Genomic DNA, 16,652 nt, shown 5'->3' on the forward strand with positions numbered 1-16,652 from the left:
TTTTCCTAAGACAAAATATAGGCCCTTCAACAACAGGCCCCGGAATGACCCCGACTGAACCACTGCAAAAGCCTCGCACTGAAAACCGCCAGCGCGCCCTCGTCATGCTAACAGGCGTGTCCAAAGTGTTTTCCAGCGGCACGGTGGCTCTGTCCAACATGTCACTCACCGTCGAGGCGGGCGAATTCGTCAGCCTGCTCGGACCCTCCGGCTGTGGCAAATCGACGGCACTTCGGATTGTTGCCGGTCTTGGCGGCATCTCCAGCGGCACAGTCGATTGGCCGAGTTCCCGCATCAATGCCAAAGGCTTGCCGGACGGCGATATCAGCTTCGTCTTTCAGGAGCCGACCCTACTGCCCTGGCAGACGGTGTTCGGCAATGTCTATCTGCCGCTGCGTCTTCAAGGGATCTCCAAGGCAGCCGCAACCTCAACCGTTCTCGAAACCCTTGACACGGTGGGACTGAAGGATTTCGCGCAGGCCTATCCGCGCCAGCTTTCCGGTGGCATGAAAATGCGGGTGTCGATTGCCCGCGCCCTTGTGACCAAGCCGAAACTGCTGTTGATGGACGAACCGTTTGCAGCACTCGATGAAATCACCCGGCAAAAGCTGAACGACGACGTGCTGCGGCTGTGGCGCGAGACAGGCATTACCGTGATCTTCGTCACCCATTCGGTGTTCGAGGCCGCTTATCTCTCCAATCGCATCGTGGTGATGAAGGCAAGGCCTGGCCGGGTGCATGCGGATTTCACCATTGCCACCAGCCTGGAACGCGACGCCCATTACCGCACCTCGGAAGAATACCGGCAGGTCTGCGAAAAGGCCTCAAACGTCCTGCTGGAAGCCATCGGCTTTCCCCTGGATAACGGCCCCTCCATGGCAGGATTGGAGCATCACGGATGACCTCACATCTTGAAACACCATCCGACGCGGAAAGCCTGACCATACCGAAACAAGGCATGCTTGCCCGCCACGGCGAAACCATGCTTCGGGTACTGATCCCGTTTGCAGTGGTCTTGACCCTGGTGATGATCTGGCATGTCGGCGTCACCGTCTCCGAGGTGCCGCAATATATCCTGCCCGGTCCACTGGCCGTGGCAAAGGCACTTTATACCGACTGGGGCATTCTGGGACCGGCGCTTTGGGTGACGACGAAAATCACTTTGATGTCGCTGGCCCTGGCGCTGATTGGCGGCGTCGGCATCGCGGTGTTTCTCGTCCAGTCGAAATGGATCGAAACCGCTTTCTATCCGATTGCGGTCATCCTTCAGGTCACGCCTGTCGTCGCCATTTCGCCGCTGATCCTGATCTATGCACCGTCAACCCAGGTGGCGCTGCTGATCTGCGCCTTCCTGGTCGCCTTCTTCCCAATCCTCTCCAACATGGTGCAGGGGTTGAAAAGCGTCGATCATAACCTGCTCAACCTGTTCGACCTTTACGGCGCCTCACGGCTGCAAACGCTGATCTATCTGAAACTGCCGGCGTCGCTTCCCTATTTCATGACCGGCCTCAAGATCGGCGGCGGCCTGGCGCTGATTGCCGCTGTGGTGGCCGAATTTGCGGCGGGTTCGGCGGGCGCTGGCTCCGGGCTTGCCTTCCGGCTGCTGGAATCACAATTCCGGCTGAACATTCCCCGGCTGTTTGCCGCCCTGTTTCTGCTATCGTGTCTCGGCGTGGTGATCTTCGCCATCACCTCCTTCATCTCATGGCTGGCGCTGCATCGCTGGCATGAAAGCAGCATCAAGCGAGAAAACTGATGACCAGATTGTTTGCCGATCTTCCGCAAGCCGGGCGGTTTGCCCTGACACGCGCCACCTTGCCCGTCGAAGCGGTAGATGGCGCGCCAGCCGGTCCGGTTTGCGAGGGGCTGGTCAGCGCCGATCTGATTATCAACAACGGCACGGTTGAAGCCATTGTCGAGACTGGCACCGCATCCCGGTACAAAACCGGGGCGGACCTGCCGATCATCGATCTGCGCGACGCCATGGTCTGGCCGACCTTTACCGACATGCATACCCATCTCGACAAGGGCCATATCTGGCCCCGTCAGCCCAATCCAACAGGCGATTTCATCGGTGCGCTCGATGCGGTAAAGCAGGACCGCGAGGCAAATTGGTCGGCGGACGATGTGCAGGCGCGGATGGAATTTTCGCTGCGTTGCGCCTACGCCCACGGCACCAGCCTGATCCGCACCCATCTCGACAGCAGCGCACCCCAACACCGGATTTCCTTTGAGGTGTTTTCGCAGATACGCAAGGAGTGGGCGGGCCGGATCGACCTTCAGGCTGTCGCGCTTTTCCCTTTTGACGACATGACCGACACGGTTTTCTTCCACGATCTACTGGACGTGCTCGTCGCTCACAACGGCATTCTCGGCGGCGTTACCCAGGTGTCACCGGATCTCGGCCACCGACTGGACCGGTTGTTTCGCGCCGCAAGCGACCATGGCCTCGACATCGACCTGCACGTCGATGAGACGCAGGATTCGTCCGTGCTGACCTTGAAGTCGATTGCGGAAGCCAAGCTGCGCAATGCATTTCAAGGCTCGGTCGTCGTCGGCCATTGCTGCTCGCTAACCCAGCAGAGCGACGATATCGCCAAGGCCACCATCGACAAGGTCGCGGAAGCCGGGCTTGCCGTCGTGTCGCTACCGATGTGCAACATGTATTTGCAGGACCGGCATGCTGGCCGCACTCCTCGCCAGCGCGGCGTCACCCTGTTTCATGAACTGTCGTCAGCAGGTGTTCAGACGGCGGTTGCGTCAGACAATACCCGCGATCCCTTCTATGCTTATGGCGATCTCGACTGCGTGGAAGTGCTGCGCGAGGCAGTCAGGATCGTCCATCTCGATCACCCGCTGGACAGCACCGCCCGGATCGTCACCCGCAGCCCCGCCGATATTCTCGGACGTCCCGATCATGGCCGCATCAAGGTGGGCGCCAAGGCGGATCTGGTGGTGTTTTCGGCGAGAACTTGGAGCGAGCTTTTATCGCGTCCGCAGGCTGACCGCATCGTGTTACGCTCCGGTCAGGCTATCGACGCGCAGGTGCCTGACTACCGCGACCTTGACCATCTGATGGAAGATTGAACCATGCCCGATTACGCAAAAATCAAAGCTGAACTTGCCGGGATCGCCGTCGAGGACAATCCGGCGCTGGTCAAGCAGAAGTCCAGGGATTTCTACTGGTACTCGCCAATCCTGAAGGCCGAACTGGATCATGTCACGGCTGACCTCGTGGTTTCCCCGGTCAGCGAAGAAGAAGTAATCCGCACGCTGAAAGTCGCCTATGCCCACGGCGTGCCGGTGACACCACGCGGCGCAGGTACCGGCAATTATGGTCAGGCCATGCCGCTGTCCGGCGGCATCGTGCTGAACCTGATCAACATGAACAAGGTGAAAGAGATACATCCAGGCCGGGTGATCTGCGAGCCGGGCATCGTCATCGCCGAACTGGATCGCCAGACACGCGCCCATTCCGGCCAGGAATTGCGCTTCCACCCCTCGACCGCCCAGACTGCTTCAATCGGCGGCTTCGTGGCCGGCGGCTCGGGCGGAGTCGGATCGATCACCTGGGGCGGACTTCGCGATCTCGGCAATATCCTGTCGCTAAGGGTCGTCACCATGGAGGCGGAACCGCGGGTGCTGGAACTGTCCGCCTGGGATCTGCAAAAGGTCAGCCATGCCTATGGCACCAATGGCATCATCACCGAAGTGGAAATGCCGCTGGCCCCTGCCTATGACTGGGTGGACGTCATCGTCGGCTATGACGACTACATGGACGCCGTGCGCTTTGCCGATGCGCTCAGCCACCGCAACGGTATTCTGTTGAAGGAAGTGGCCCCCATCGCCGCTCCCGTGCCTTACGACTATTTCAGCCGTCACAAGCCCTGGCTGAAGGACGGCCAGTCGGTGGTGGTGCTGATGGTCGCGCCGCATTCCATGGGGCCATTTATTGCCTATGCCGAGAAAATGAAGGCCGATCTGCGCTTCCGCTCCGATCAGGTGGAGAGCATGAAGGGTATTCCCCATGCCTATGAACTGGCCTGGAACCACACGACGCTCCGGGCGCTGAAGGTCGATCCTGACATCACCTATCTTCAAGTGCAGTATCCGGGGCCGGATCATGTCGAAAAGGTCGGAAAGATGACCGAAATTTTTGGTGATGAGGTGATCGGCCACCTCGAATTCATGCGCTTCGATGGCGCCATCCAATGCTCCGGCCTGCCGCTGGTGCGCTACACCACCAAGGAGCGGCTGGAGGAAATCATCCGCATCCACGAAGACAACGGCTGCCCGATCTTCAACCCGCATCGCTATACGCTGGAAGAAGGCGGCATGAAGCAGACCGATACGGTGCAATTGGCCTTCAAACAGCAAACCGACCCCAAGGGCCTGCTCAATCCCGGCAAGATGATCGCCTGGGAAAATCCCGATTTCGATTTTTCCGCCGGGCGGAACTATCTGTTTCCCGGCCTGCAATCGATGGGAGACGATTGAAATCCTTGCGCTTTCAACCGGAGATGTTTTAGAACGCAACGGCTTGACGGCATGAAGCCGTCTTCACAGTCCGAAGGTACTCCTGGCGGGGCTTGTCCCTGATCATGCAATGAACATGACCTTTCATCCAGCCGACTGGCTGGCGAAGGGATAGGGACAAACGACGCGGATGTTTTTGACAAAACCCTTCGGTGAAACCACCGGCGGGCGCAAACCAGGGACTTTTGCATGCGCGTGCTCGTTCTTCATTCCCATCCCTTGGCTGAAAGCTTCAACCGAGCGCTTTACCACCAGACCTGCCAAAGCCTGGAGGCAGCCGGCCATGATGTCGATGGCTGCAGTTTGTATGACGAGGGTTTCGACCCGGTTCTTTCGGCTGAGGAACGGCGGATCTATCATGATTATCCCGACAATATCGAGCCGGTGAAATCCTATGTCGAGCGGCTGAAGGCGGCCGAAGGGCTGGTTATCGTTACCCCTGTCTGGAATTTCAGCTTTCCCGCCATGCTGAGCGGCTATTTCGACCGTGTCTGGCTACCGGGCGTCACCTTCGAACTGGCCGATGGAAAACTGACGCCGACGCTGCGCCATATCCGCAAACTGGCGGCGGTGATGACCTATGGCGCAACCCCGTTACGAGCATTTCTTGCGGGCAACCCGCCAAAGAAATCCGTAACCCGTGTGATCCGCGCCCAGATCAAGCTGGGCGCACCGGTAAAATTTCTCGCCCATTACGATATGAACAATTGCACAGACGAAAGCCGCGCCGCCTTTCTGGAAAAGGTCCGGCGCGAGATGGGTCGGTTTTGAGCGCTCAATTTACCGCGCTGCCTTCAGCGAAGAGATGATCTCCTGCAATTCGGCACCGTGCTTTTCCTGTTTGCCCTTCGTTCCCCAATAGGTGATGACCAGCAGCTTGCCGGGACGGGGTGAGAGCAGCGACAGGCCGACATTGACGGCACCGTCTTCATCGACGCCGGTCCAGTCGAAATTGGTCATGTCCATACCGTTGATGACTTCATCCGACTGCTTCTGGGTCGAGCCGTCGATCTTGACACCGTTGTCTTGCAAGAAAGCGGTGGCGTCATCGATCACCTTATCCGTGGTCTTGGCGTTGGCGACGTCGATGGCGATATAGATAGCGCCGTCTTCGGAGGTCGCATCAATGCCGCTTTCGGTTTCCTTCGGCTCCCAATCGGCGGGAATGGTGATGCGCGCGACCGGATTATCGCTTGGAAACAGCAGCGTATCGGCAAAAGACAGGTTTGGCAGTAAGAAGGTCAGCACAGCAACGGCAAATAGTCTCTTCACGGATGGTCCCCCTAGAGCATTTCCAGCAAAAGTGCGCAGCGGTTTTGAGTTCGGAAATGCGTTAAAACACTCGGATAGATCAGATGTCTATTGCCGAAAATAGAGATTTCCATCCGTCTGTCGCTGGGAATTGCGAAGTCGATCTGTACTATTTCAGGGTATGTTTTACGGCATACCAGCTTTCTGCGTGATTTAAACTATAGATCGCCCTGCTCCAACGCAAAAAAGCCCCACTAGCATAAGCTGGTGGGGCAAGATGACTGGAGAGTCAAAAGTCATTACTGGACGATATCAATGACCGTATAGGACTGCGGATCAACGATAACGCGCTCGTTATTGACGATTGCGTAACCATAGGTCGGATCTTCCGGGATCGGTGTGATCACAATCTGGCGCGGCAAATGCTGGCCAACCACGATTTCCTGGTCGGTCACGTAAGGCTGCGCTGGCATTGGCTGCTGGCGAACATAGGTGACAACACGCGGCGGTGGCGGATCGATAGCCGTACCGGCAACTGCGCCGACGACACCGCCAACGGCTGCACCAACTGGACCACCAACAACCGCACCCGTTACCGCGCCGCCTGCTGCACCGGTGACAGTGCCATCCTGCGCCATGGCGGAGGTTGTAACAGAGCCGACAAGCGCGGCAGTGAGAATAAGAGCAATCTTGTTTTTCATCTGACTATTCCTTCTTTCCGATTATCTGGTGGCATAACGGCGAAGGAAACTATTTGTTCCCAATATTTTAAATAGAGATCAATGAACACGCCATTCATCTACCGTTCATATTAGTCATCAGCGTCAATGAGACATAGAAAATTAGGAACGTTGATTTTTTTGAATGTAAAGAAATGTTCAGATCTCTGATTTTTGATCTGGAAACATGAAAATATTCCGGCTTGTTGAAAACAAACCGGAAAAAAACTTCATAATGATTTGGCCGCCGTCACTTCTACTTCAACCAGAAATTCCGGTCGGGTAAATCCGGCGACGATAAGAAGCGTTGAAACCGGTTTTGGTTCCAACGTATAACGATCACGCACCGCCATATAGGGTGCAAAATCCTCACGGCGTGTGACAAAACCAGAGATGCGGATCACATCCGCATAACTCATGCCCGCTTCAGCCAGAATAGCACCGATGGCCTCGAAACACAGAACCGCCTGGCTTTCGAGGTCATTGGGAATACTGTCATCGACACCGATCCCGAGCTGGCCGGATGTCACCAGCAGGCTGGCGCCCGCAGGCACCAGCAGGCCGTGATTGTAATTGCCGAAGGGTCTGCGCACCGAGGGCGGGTTGAAGGTCTTCTTCATGCGTCCCAGCCGACGATGCCTTTGATCTCGAGGAAATCGTGGATGGCCCAATCGGCATATTCGCGGCCATTGCCGGATTGTTTGTAGCCGCCGAACGGCGCGAACGTGTCCCAATCCGGATAGTTGAGATAGACCGACCCGGCCCGCATCTTCTTCGCCACGTCGCGGGCATGTTCGATATCGGTCGATTGCACATAGGCCGCCAGCCCATAGACCGTGTCATTGGCGATCTCGACCGCCTCGGCCTCATCTTTGTAGGGCAGAATCGACAGGACCGGGCCGAAGATTTCCTCGCGGGCGATGGTCATGTCGTTGGTGACATTGCCGAAAATGGTCGGGCGAATGTAATAGCCGCGGTTCAGCCCTTCCGGACGCCCCGGCCCGCCGGTCACCAGCGTCGCACCGTCCTTGATACCCGCTTCAATCAGCCGCTGGATCTTGTCATACTGGACCTGGCTGACCACAGGGCCAAGCTTGGTGTCTTCACTGCGCGGATCGCCGGTGACAAAAGTTTCCGCCTCGGACTTCGCATAGGTCAGCGCCTCGTCATGACGGTCGGCGGGAACCAGCATTCGTGTCGGCGCATCGCAGGACTGGCCGGAATTGCCGAAACATCCCTGCACGCCCTTGCGCACTGCCGTTTCGAAATCGGCATCGGGCAGAATGATATTGGCGGATTTGCCACCCAGTTCCTGGGCGACGCGCTTCACCGTTTCCGCTGCCGTCTTGGCAACGATAATCCCGGCCCGGGTTGAGCCGGTGAAGGAGACCATGTCGACATCGGGGTGACCAGCCATCACCTGGCCGACATCCGGGCCATTGCCGCTGACCATGTTATAGACGCCCTTCGGCACACCGGCGGTTTCCATCACTTCGGAGAAGATAATGCCGCTGATCGGGGCGATCTCCGACGGCTTCAGCACCACCGTGCAGCCAGCGGCGATGGCGGGCGCGACCTTGCAGACGATCTGGTTCAGCGGCCAGTTCCACGGCGTGATCAGCGCGCAGACGCCAATCGGCTCCTTGACCACCATGGTACCGCCGCGCTGTTCGGAAAACTTGAATGTCTCCAGCCCGGCAATCGTCGCTTCCATATGAGCGCGACCGGCCCAGGCCTGGCTTTCCAGCGCAAAGCTGAGCGGCGCGCCCATTTCCTGGCTGACAGCCTTGGCTATATCCTCAAAACGGTTGTTGTATTCGGCAAGCATCCGCTTCAGCAGCGCCAACCGCTCTTCCACCGACCACAGCGAAAAGCTGGCGAAAGCCCGTTTGGCTGCGGCGACCGCCTTATCGACATCGGCCTTGGAGCCGACAGAAATCGACGTATAGGCCTCTTCCGTTGATGGATCGATCACCTCAAGCGTTGCGGGGTGAACCGGATCAACCCATTCGCCATCGATGAAAAATTTCAGATGATTGCTCATAGTGCCTCCGGTGGATTGTTTGACGTCAGACTATCGGCAAAAATGGCGGAGCCGCAAGTAGATTGCCGCTATACCTGTCCTGGATCGGCAGGAAGCTGCCAGTCGATGGGGACCTCTCCATGCGCCTCCAGATAGGCATTGGCTTTGGAAAACGGCTTTGAGCCGAAAAAGCCGTTATGGGCCGAGAGCGGTGACGGATGCACGGATTTCAGCACCAGATGCCGGGCCGGATCGACGAAAGCCGCCTTTTTCTGCGCGTAGGCACCCCAGAGGATGAAAACCACATGCTCGCGGCTTTCGGCCACGGCATGGATGACCCGGTCGGTGAACTTTTCCCAACCCTTGCCCTGATGTGATCCGGCCCTGCCCTCTTCCACGGTCAACACGCTGTTGAGCAGCAGTACGCCTTGGCTCGCCCAATGTTCCAGAAAGCCATGGCGCACCGGGGCAATGCCGAGATCGGCCTGCAATTCCTTGTAGATATTGACCAGCGACGGCGGAATGCGCACGCCGGGCTGGACAGAAAAGCATAGGCCATGCGCCTGCCCCGCGCCATGATAGGGGTCCTGCCCCAGGATCACCACCCGCACCTTGTCGATGGGGGTCAGATCCAGCGCCCGGAAATACTCTGGCCCTCTGGGGAAAATCGGCTTGCCCTGCTGCTTTTCCTCGACCAGAAACTGCTTGAGGCTGTGCATATAGGGCTTTTCGAATTCCTCGCCGACCACGGCCTTCCAGCTGTCTTCAAGGCGAAGCGTCGATTGCGCCATCAGTCTCTCCTCAATATCAAGGTGTCACAGTCTGTTCAAGAATTGCTGCTGGCCTGGCGAAAATGGTGATTTTGAGAACCGGAACGGAGCGTACTTAATGTACGTGAGTACCGGAAGCGGAGAAATTGCCATTTGCAGACGGCCAGCGGCGATTATTGGATAGACTGTCAATAACCGCCGGTCGTCTCTGGTCCCGCCTCACCTTTGACGCTGCGCAAATGGTTGGCCGCAGCCACAACCAGCAGGCCGACATCGCTTTGCGTGGCGATGAAGCGCGCGCCTTTGCGGCGGGCAAGATCGATCATCACAGGATCGGTTGACATGATTCCGGCGGGCTTGCCCAGCGCCTTGGCCCGGCGCAAGATATCCTCCACCGCCGCGTAAACCTCCGGCGCGTCAGCCCGGCCCGGAAAGCCGAGATCTGCCGCAAGATCCGCAGGCCCGATCAGAAAAGCATCGACGCCTTCAGTGGCAAGGATCGCCTCCAGATTGGCCATCGCCAACCGGCTTTCGATCTGCACGATCAGGCAGATCTGGTCATTGGCACTTGCCACATAATCGCCGATCCGGCCAAAGTCGGAGGCTCGGCCAAGCCCGGCCCCCATGCCGCGAATGCCAAAGGGCGGGTAGCGGCAGGCTTTTGCAGCAGCCAAGGCCTGCTCCGGCGTATCGACCATTGGGATCAGCAGGGTCTGCGCACCGATATCCAGCGCCTGCTTGATCAGCCAGGCCTCGCCCACGGCTAAACGCACAACCTGATAGGCGGATTGACGGGCAGACGCAGCAAGCTGGGCTGCCAGCAGCGGAATGTCATTTGGCCCATGCTCGCCATCAATCAACACCCAGTCATACCCGGCACCGGCACAAAGCTCGGCCCCATGCGCAGAGGCCAGCGCCACCCACAGTCCGTAAAGCACAGCGTCCTGCCGCAGGGCTTGCTTGAAACCATTGACGGGTGCGGGCATCGGCCAATCTCCATTCTCTGTCGTCAGACTTTCATAGCCCTCATTGCAGATGCGGTTCAAGGCCGATCCTGCCGGTATCGGACTGAAACAATTGACAGCCCATCCCCTTTGCCTCTACCTCATCGGCCAAGGGAAGAGGTTTTTCGATGGCACGCAAAGCAGGTTCCAACGCCAGGCTGGACGACGCCGCCCGCGCCGGCTGGCTCTATTATGTGGCCGGTCGCACGCAGGACGAGATCGCCGCGGCGATGAATATTTCCCGCCAGAGCGCCCAGCGGCTGGTGTCGCTGGCGGTTGCGGAAAAGCTGGTCAAGGTCCGCCTCGATCACCCGATTGCCGTCTGCCTGGAACTGGCCGATGCCGTGAAAGAGGCTTATGGCCTGAAGCAGGTCGAGGTCGTGCCGACCGATCCCGGCTCGGACGCCACCGCGACAGGCATTGCCGAGGCGGGCGCCGCCGAACTGGAGCGCTGGCTGAAACGGCCGGACCCGCTGACCATCGCCATGGGTACGGGCCGCACGCTGCGCGCCATGATCGACCAATTGCCGCAGATGGACTGTCCACAGCACAAGATCGTCTCCCTGACCGGCAATATCAGCCCGGATGGATCGGCGGCCTATTTCAACGTGATCTTTTCCATGGCCGATGCGGTGAAGGCGCGGCATTTTCCCATGCCGCTGCCGGTTATCGTTTCCAGCGCAGAAGAGCGTGACCTTTTGCACCGCCAGCCGCTGGTTGCTCCCACTATCGCGCTTGGCAGCCAATCCGACGTGACCTTCGTCGGTATCGGTGAGATGACCCTCAACGCGCCCTTGCTTCAGGACGGGTTCTTGAAGGAAGCCGAAATGCGCAATCTTCTCGCCATCGGCGCCACCGGTGAAATCTGCGGCTGGATCTTCGACGCCAAGGGCAAGCTGCTGGACGACCCGGTCAACAGCCGCGTCGCCAGTATGGCAATCCCGTCGCGGCAAACCTCTGTTGTCATCGGCATGGCACGCGGCAAACGCAAGCACGCCGCCATCCGCGCTGCCGCAAGAGGTGGCCATGTCAACGCGCTGATCATCGATGAAGATGCGGCACGCTACCTGCTCGGTCTTTGATCTTTGTAAACAGCGAAATGGGCTTACGATAGTTTGCTGATAACAACAGCAAAGACGCTATGGCGATCTGCCCGACGACCGGCAGGCAGGCATACTGAAGGACGCTGATTGCGCCGCCCGGCACGCCCCCGATGACCAACCAGACCAATGCCGTGTTGCTCACGACCCAAAGGGTCAAAAGCCGTAACCGCATCCGGCGCCAGCCAACTGGAATGGCAGCCCTGCTGTCACCGACCAATCCCTTGGTGCCCCAACTAACATCGTGGAAATTGGCAAGCGCATAACTCAGCAGATAAAAGCTGGCGACGGGAGCGGACGGAATATAGAGGACAAACACTCTCAGCAGATCGGACATTGCGCCGGAGGAATGGCGCCAGACCGCCATGCCGAGGATAAGGGCAACCATCAGGATCACGCCCTGAATAACAGAGCCAACCTCAACAAGGCAGATCACAAAGCCCAGAACCGTGCATGTCAGCAGGATGCCAAGACCAAGGCCATGCAAGCAGCCATGCAGCCTACGGCTGAAAGATTCCCCCTCCTCCCTCGCCTTCATGCTAACCAGACAATAAAGCCAGAACAGCAACACACCGGCTGCCATTCCCCATGCCAGACCGTTGCCTGCAACACCATTTCTGGCCTCGTCTTGCCAAAGCCCTGAGGTCAGGGAGACAAGCAGGGCCAGTGACGCCGGGATGAACCATTGTTCCAGCAATTGCAGCAGGGTCCAGGCCAGCGCCAGCGCCATCGAACACCAGCGCGCAGGCGTCAGGCGACCGTGCCACAGCAGAGCGGCAAGGCTGCCGATGGCCGTCAGGCGCGCCACAAGCGTACTGTTTGTCCAACGGCGACGCTGGCGCAACAATTCGCCAATCGTCATGCAGCCATCGGTGACAAGATTGGCGTCATGATGATAGCGGATGGTGCAGGCAGGGTGGCTTTTGACGATTTCCGCGCCGATGATTCGGTCCTCGGCGAGAAACAGATTGGCCTCCATCAGGCTCGTCGGCTTGGAGAGCCCGCGAAAATAGGCCGCCATTGGATCGCCGTTTTCACCACGTCTCAAGGCCGACATTCTGAACAGGCTGGCCTGCCCCGGCACGACTTCAAGATAGCCCAAGCCGTTGCCAATCGGCCAATCGGATAATTTCTGCCAGAGAAAATCTGCCTGTTGCCAGCTTTGCAGCCAATCGGTCAAAGCCGCGTCTTGCATGACGATATTGGTGGCAAGGGCGGCGCAGTCAGGTTCGCACTCCATCTGCGCCAGCAATGTTGCCAAGCAATCGTCAGCAGGCCGGGACCCGGCATCGATCTGCAAGACAAAATCTGGCCGCAGGCGTTCCGCAAGGTCTCGAAAGAAGAAGGCATGGCTATCCAGCTTGCCCCTGTTGCGGTCCTTCACCGCCAGATGCACGCAGAGAGGATGTCCGCTTTTCCCGGTCAGGCGATCCAACGGAATATGCCGGGTCTGAACGCGAACCCGCACCTCATCCTCTCCCTGCCGATCGATGCTCGCAGTCTCAGGATCACAACCCCAATCGAGATCGAAGCCAAGCCGGTTGAACAGCACTTCGGTCTCGGGGTGAACGCGGTCACGGCCATCCAGCACGATGGCCACTTCCAGCCGTTGTATAGCGCCGTTTCGGCTGAACAACATTTCCTGATTGGCGGCAAGACAGGCCAATGTCGCCGCCACCGCCTCGGCAGGCTCGTTGAAAAGTGTGAGGCAGGCAAGAATTTCCGTACCCTCGGACGAGGCCTGATCGAAGGGTTGATCATCAAACCAACCGGTGTTGAGAGGCGCATCCTGCAACGAGACAGGCGCGCGCAAAGCGGCAGCCTGTCCGGCTGCACTGTCACGTGCAACTGGAGAGAACAATGTCACAGCAATATCCTTAAATTATTCGGGTAACTCTTTGGAGCCCGACAACCCTAGAACAAGGCCAAGGGCGCAAAGCCCTGCGCGGCAATCGGATTGGTTGGAAACCGCCAGAAATCGCCGATCACCGACGCATAGACACTGCGGAAATCCGTGGTGAAAACCGGATTGCCTTCCGCGTCTAGCTTTTCCAGATCGCTGCGAGCGCCATAAAGCCCAGGCTTGATCCCGCCTCCCATCATGATGACAGGACTGCAAGAACCATGGTCGGTGCCGCCAGAGGCATTTTCAGCCGGTCGGCGGCCAAATTCCGAATGGGCAATGACAAGCGTATCGTTCCAGACACCGATCTCCTTCAATCCGCGCCGCAGGCCCATGAGGGTGTTTTGAACTTTCGCTAGCAGGTGCTCGTGCTCGCCCCGCAGATTGGAATGCTGATCGAAGCCGCCGATGGTGATCTTGAACAGTGGTGACTTGACATCCTGTTCAATCATCCAGAGCAAAAGAGCCGTCTGTGCATCAATCGGGTCCATATAGTAATCCCGTGTAAACCGCGCCTCGAAACGGTTATTGCCCTTCAATTTGGAGGCGACCCGCCCGATAACCTCCTGCTGATCGGCCATAAGGCGGGTCAGATAGGCCAGCGCAGCATGATCATCCGTCTTGTCGGCGCCCGCCATCGCGCCGTTGGCCCCGCTGCGCAATGCATCCTTGTTATCAACCGTCAGGATGCGCATCCCATCGCCCTCAAGCAGGTCCTGATTGCCTGAAAACACCACGCCATCCGCATCGAACGGCCCTGCATCCTTCCGGTTCGCCTGCAAGACCTGACTGACCCAACCGCCACTGGAAATGCCTTTTCTGGACCCGCCCGCCCAAATTTCCGCCGATTGAAAATGCGAGAGATTGTTTTCGGGATAGCCGACATCCTGGATGATGGCGATTTCGCCATTGTGATAAAGATCCGCCATCTGCCGCCAGGCCGCATTGAAGCCCAACTCCGCATCGAGTGGCAGGATCTCATCCCCTTTCAAACCGATGGTTGGGCGCAAATGCCGGTAGACCGGGTCTTTGAAAGGCACCAGCGTATTCAGGGCATCATTGCCACCGAAAAGTTCGAGTAAAATCAACCGGCGGGCAGAACCGGCAGCGCCCGGTCCGGCAGCCGCCAAAGCCTGCCTGGCCCACAAGGGCGCAGACAACGGGCCCCATACCGGCATTGAGCCCACCGCAAGACACCGACCCATCCATGTTGCAAATTCACGGCGTGATAACCCATGCTTGTTAAACATAGCCATTCATTCCCCCGAATTATAATGGTGAAAAAATTACTTAAGGTTGTATTGCGGATCTGTCGTCATTGACCGGAGAAGATCGATCAGTGCCGAACCCCGTTCAGCATCGCCGGCCTTGCCGACAGTCTGCATCCGCATGGCGATCGGTTGAGCGACGGGCTGAACAAACCCTGGCTTTTCCACCCGGGCAGACAAGACAGGCCGCGCCAGAAGCCATTGCCCGGCAAGGTTCTCACGGCTGACAGAACCCTCGCCAACACGCGCCATCATCATATCGAATGCCTGCTCAAGAGGCGGCGGGTCATCCCGAACTTCCTCTCGTTGCAGCCGCGCCGTCGTATATTCAATGTGACTGTTATGGTCGGCCCGCAAATCATCAATCGTCGCCTGCAAGGGATCGAAGGGCGCTATGTCGAACACCAGACCGACATTGCAGTAGAACATGCCGCGCGGTGCGCCCGCACAAGGCGCATCCGAAGGGCTCCAGCGGCTGAGCTGCGGCGGATAGCGACGCCCCGCAACCTCGACCCAATTGACGAACAGGTGGCTGTCAGGATCGCTGGAAACATGGGTTATCTCGACACTGCGGATATCCGCTGGCAGACTTTGCGCCGGGATGATTGCCGTTTCCCACATCGGTTTCAAACCGCCATTATCGCCCTGGGTCCGCTGCTTTTGCAGATCCAGTCCAATGGTTTGCCTGATGGTGGCGACCTCAGCCCCATTGACCCGCACCGTAAACACGGTTGGCACCATGATGAATTCCGAGCTGAAACGGACGGCGAGATCGCCTGGTTTGGGCTTGCGGTCGGCAACCCGCATCGCATCCCAAAGCCTGGAGACCACAAGCCGCCGAAGCACCAGGGTCTTCATGTTCAGCCAGGACGTCCCCTCGCGCCAACCGGCAACGGACGGTGCCATAAACGGTGTCTGCCCAAGCTTGTCGAGATAGGTCACCAAAACCATCGCATCCGGCGGGTTCAGACCGAAGGTGCGGCAAAAGCCGACGACGAGATCAATCGGCGATTTGACCAGATCCCCTCTGTTGGCCGGGCTCCAGAACTCCGGGCTGAGCAGCAGGGCGCGCAAGAAAGGACGCATCTCGTAATCATGATCGCGCAACACCCCGGCCAACCTGTTGGTGGCTTCAGGGTTCGGGCGTATGGAAACGAAGGCAGCATAGAATTTACCGGCAATAAACTCGGCGGTTTGCGGTTGCGCCAGGAGAATATCGGTTAGGCGATCAATCTGATCCTGATTGCCCGCCGCAATAGGCTGGCTTAAAATAGTCTTTTCCCCGGTATCAGCCTGATCGACCGCGAAGCGATAGCGCCAACCCCCTTCGAAATCCACGCCATGCCCCGCCAGAACCCGCGACACTTCACGCACGTCACGTTGGTCATAGTGTCCAATGCCAAGCGTGAACAATTCCATCAGCTCGCGCGCCAGGTTCTCATTGGGATGGCTGCTGGTGTTCCAGACATTGTCCAGGCTGGTCAGCATCATCGGATCGCGCAAGACATCCCGTAGCAAGACCCGAAAATTACCACCGCCTTCCCGGCGAAACAGGGCGATCTGATCGAAGAACGGCGCGCTGACCCGGCCAGGATCAAAGCGCGATACGAAGTGACCGTGCCAGAACAACGCCAGTCTTTCAGCAAAAGGCGTGTGGGTGGCAATCATATGACTGATCCAGACCGCCTGCATCTGATCGCGTTCCGCCACATGCTGCAAAATCATGTCGCGGTTTTCCCAACCGCTCGCCCAGTAATCCGGCCTTGAGCGGGAAACAAACGGCGGCGGTTCCGGAAATTCCGGATGATCAAGACTGTCGAGAAAATGATCGACAGCCTCTTCCCGCGTCAGTTTAGCCAATGCGTCCACTTCAGCTGGACTGGCGCCAAAGGTAAGACGCTGCAAAAGATGACGCGCCTCGCCAATATCCATGGCGTGCGACGATACAGAAAAAAAGACAAGAAAAACCATCGGCAAAACAAGCCGATTGAAGAAGTACCCCACGAAAATCATGCCAATCGCCCCCCAGCGAAAACAACACAACTCGAAAGGGTAATATAATATTATCAAGAGTCAAA

The 16,652-nt window shown here is 58.1% G+C and carries 15 protein-coding genes; 6 read left to right on the forward strand and 9 right to left on the reverse strand.

The features are described 5' to 3' along the window. Positions 1-44 precede the first annotated feature (44 nt). From ASB66_RS15535 to ASB66_RS15555, 5 genes are all read left to right on the forward strand, one after another. Positions 45-902 (forward strand): ABC transporter ATP-binding protein, encoded by an 858-nt coding sequence (locus tag ASB66_RS15535; RefSeq protein WP_060718172.1) that lies wholly within the window; start codon positions 45-47, stop codon positions 900-902. Positions 903-958: 56 nt separating this feature from the next. Continuing rightward, entirely contained in the window at positions 959-1,756 is a 798-nt protein-coding gene (locus ASB66_RS15540; RefSeq protein ID WP_060718475.1) for an ABC transporter permease, read from the forward strand. After that, positions 1,756-3,087, forward strand: coding sequence for a cytosine deaminase (locus tag ASB66_RS15545; protein ID WP_114386715.1), 1,332 nt, complete (start codon positions 1,756-1,758; stop codon positions 3,085-3,087). Before ASB66_RS15540 ends, ASB66_RS15545 begins: the two co-directional genes overlap by 1 nt. A 3-nt stretch (positions 3,088-3,090) precedes the next feature. Next, on the forward strand, positions 3,091-4,497 hold the full coding sequence (locus ASB66_RS15550; protein WP_060718174.1) for an FAD-binding oxidoreductase: 1,407 nt from the start codon (positions 3,091-3,093) through the stop codon (positions 4,495-4,497). Positions 4,498-4,725: 228 nt separating this feature from the next. Continuing rightward, a complete protein-coding gene (locus tag ASB66_RS15555; RefSeq protein ID WP_060718175.1) occupies positions 4,726-5,307 on the forward strand; it encodes an NAD(P)H-dependent oxidoreductase in 582 nt (193 codons plus the stop codon). Positions 5,308-5,316: 9 nt separating this feature from the next. Here the strand turns inward: ASB66_RS15555 and ASB66_RS15560 are convergent, their stop codons facing one another. From ASB66_RS15560 to ASB66_RS15585, 6 genes are all read right to left on the reverse strand, one after another. Further along, positions 5,317-5,808, reverse strand: a complete 492-nt coding sequence (locus tag ASB66_RS15560) for a hypothetical protein (RefSeq protein ID WP_060718176.1) — start codon at positions 5,806-5,808, stop codon at positions 5,317-5,319. Between the two features lie 278 nt (positions 5,809-6,086). Continuing rightward, positions 6,087-6,488, reverse strand: coding sequence for a DUF1236 domain-containing protein (locus tag ASB66_RS15565; protein ID WP_060718177.1), 402 nt, complete (start codon positions 6,486-6,488; stop codon positions 6,087-6,089). 248 nt (positions 6,489-6,736) lie between these two features. Next, entirely contained in the window at positions 6,737-7,126 is a 390-nt protein-coding gene (locus tag ASB66_RS15570; protein WP_060718178.1) for a RidA family protein, read from the reverse strand. Next, the gene (locus ASB66_RS15575) at positions 7,123-8,550 is read right to left on the reverse strand and encodes an aldehyde dehydrogenase family protein (RefSeq protein ID WP_060718179.1); all 1,428 of its coding nucleotides are present in this window, start codon (positions 8,548-8,550) and stop codon (positions 7,123-7,125) included. Before ASB66_RS15575 ends, ASB66_RS15570 begins: the two co-directional genes overlap by 4 nt. 68 nt (positions 8,551-8,618) lie before the next feature. Further along, positions 8,619-9,320 carry a uracil-DNA glycosylase gene (gene ung, locus ASB66_RS15580; RefSeq protein ID WP_060718180.1) on the reverse strand — a complete coding sequence of 234 codons (702 nt, stop codon included), beginning with the start codon at positions 9,318-9,320 and terminating at the stop codon, positions 8,619-8,621. Positions 9,321-9,487: 167 nt separating this feature from the next. Continuing rightward, positions 9,488-10,285, reverse strand: a complete 798-nt coding sequence (locus ASB66_RS15585; protein ID WP_060718476.1) for an HpcH/HpaI aldolase family protein — start codon at positions 10,283-10,285, stop codon at positions 9,488-9,490. A 146-nt stretch (positions 10,286-10,431) separates the two neighbouring features. Between ASB66_RS15585 and ASB66_RS15590 the strand changes: the two genes are divergently transcribed. Next, positions 10,432-11,385: a sugar-binding transcriptional regulator gene (locus ASB66_RS15590; RefSeq protein ID WP_060718181.1), complete on the forward strand. Its 954-nt coding sequence runs from the start codon at positions 10,432-10,434 to the stop codon at positions 11,383-11,385. Here the strand turns inward: ASB66_RS15590 and ASB66_RS15595 are convergent. From ASB66_RS15595 to ASB66_RS15605, 3 genes are all read right to left on the reverse strand, one after another. Further along, the gene (locus ASB66_RS15595) at positions 11,345-13,270 is read right to left on the reverse strand and encodes a glycosyltransferase family 2 protein (RefSeq protein WP_060718182.1); all 1,926 of its coding nucleotides are present in this window, start codon (positions 13,268-13,270) and stop codon (positions 11,345-11,347) included. The genes ASB66_RS15590 and ASB66_RS15595 overlap by 41 nt on opposite strands. 47 nt (positions 13,271-13,317) lie before the next feature. Further along, complete coding sequence (locus ASB66_RS15600; RefSeq protein WP_233741101.1) at positions 13,318-14,484, reverse strand: DUF1501 domain-containing protein; 1,167 nt, start codon at positions 14,482-14,484, stop codon at positions 13,318-13,320. A 108-nt stretch (positions 14,485-14,592) separates the two neighbouring features. After that, complete coding sequence (locus tag ASB66_RS15605) at positions 14,593-16,587, reverse strand: DUF1800 domain-containing protein (protein ID WP_060718184.1); 1,995 nt, start codon at positions 16,585-16,587, stop codon at positions 14,593-14,595. Positions 16,588-16,652 lie beyond the last annotated feature (65 nt).

This window comes from Gillisella vitis (assembly GCF_001541345.2).
GTDB classification, from domain to species: domain Bacteria; phylum Pseudomonadota; class Alphaproteobacteria; order Rhizobiales; family Rhizobiaceae; genus Allorhizobium; species Allorhizobium vitis.

What these genes read in the sequence shown, in the direction of transcription:
- ASB66_RS15535 (WP_060718172.1), top strand. Translation starts at nt 45, where the DNA reads ATGACCCCGACTGAACCACTGCAAAAGCCTCGCACTGAAAACCGCCAG.
- ASB66_RS15540 (WP_060718475.1), top strand. Translation starts at nt 959, where the DNA reads ATGCTTGCCCGCCACGGCGAAACCATGCTTCGGGTACTGATCCCGTTT.
- ASB66_RS15545 (WP_114386715.1), top strand. Translation starts at nt 1,756, where the DNA reads ATGACCAGATTGTTTGCCGATCTTCCGCAAGCCGGGCGGTTTGCCCTG.
- ASB66_RS15550 (WP_060718174.1), top strand. Translation starts at nt 3,091, where the DNA reads ATGCCCGATTACGCAAAAATCAAAGCTGAACTTGCCGGGATCGCCGTC.
- ASB66_RS15555 (WP_060718175.1), top strand. Translation starts at nt 4,726, where the DNA reads ATGCGCGTGCTCGTTCTTCATTCCCATCCCTTGGCTGAAAGCTTCAAC.
- ASB66_RS15565 (WP_060718177.1), bottom strand. Translation starts at nt 6,488, where the DNA reads ATGAAAAACAAGATTGCTCTTATTCTCACTGCCGCGCTTGTCGGCTCT.
- ASB66_RS15570 (WP_060718178.1), bottom strand. Translation starts at nt 7,126, where the DNA reads ATGAAGAAGACCTTCAACCCGCCCTCGGTGCGCAGACCCTTCGGCAAT.
- ASB66_RS15575 (WP_060718179.1), bottom strand. Translation starts at nt 8,550, where the DNA reads ATGAGCAATCATCTGAAATTTTTCATCGATGGCGAATGGGTTGATCCG.
- ung (WP_060718180.1), bottom strand. Translation starts at nt 9,320, where the DNA reads ATGGCGCAATCGACGCTTCGCCTTGAAGACAGCTGGAAGGCCGTGGTC.
- ASB66_RS15585 (WP_060718476.1), bottom strand. Translation starts at nt 10,285, where the DNA reads ATGCCCGCACCCGTCAATGGTTTCAAGCAAGCCCTGCGGCAGGACGCT.
- ASB66_RS15590 (WP_060718181.1), top strand. Translation starts at nt 10,432, where the DNA reads ATGGCACGCAAAGCAGGTTCCAACGCCAGGCTGGACGACGCCGCCCGC.
- ASB66_RS15600 (WP_233741101.1), bottom strand. Translation starts at nt 14,484, where the DNA reads ATGCCGGTATGGGGCCCGTTGTCTGCGCCCTTGTGGGCCAGGCAGGCT.
- ASB66_RS15605 (WP_060718184.1), bottom strand. Translation starts at nt 16,587, where the DNA reads ATGATTTTCGTGGGGTACTTCTTCAATCGGCTTGTTTTGCCGATGGTT.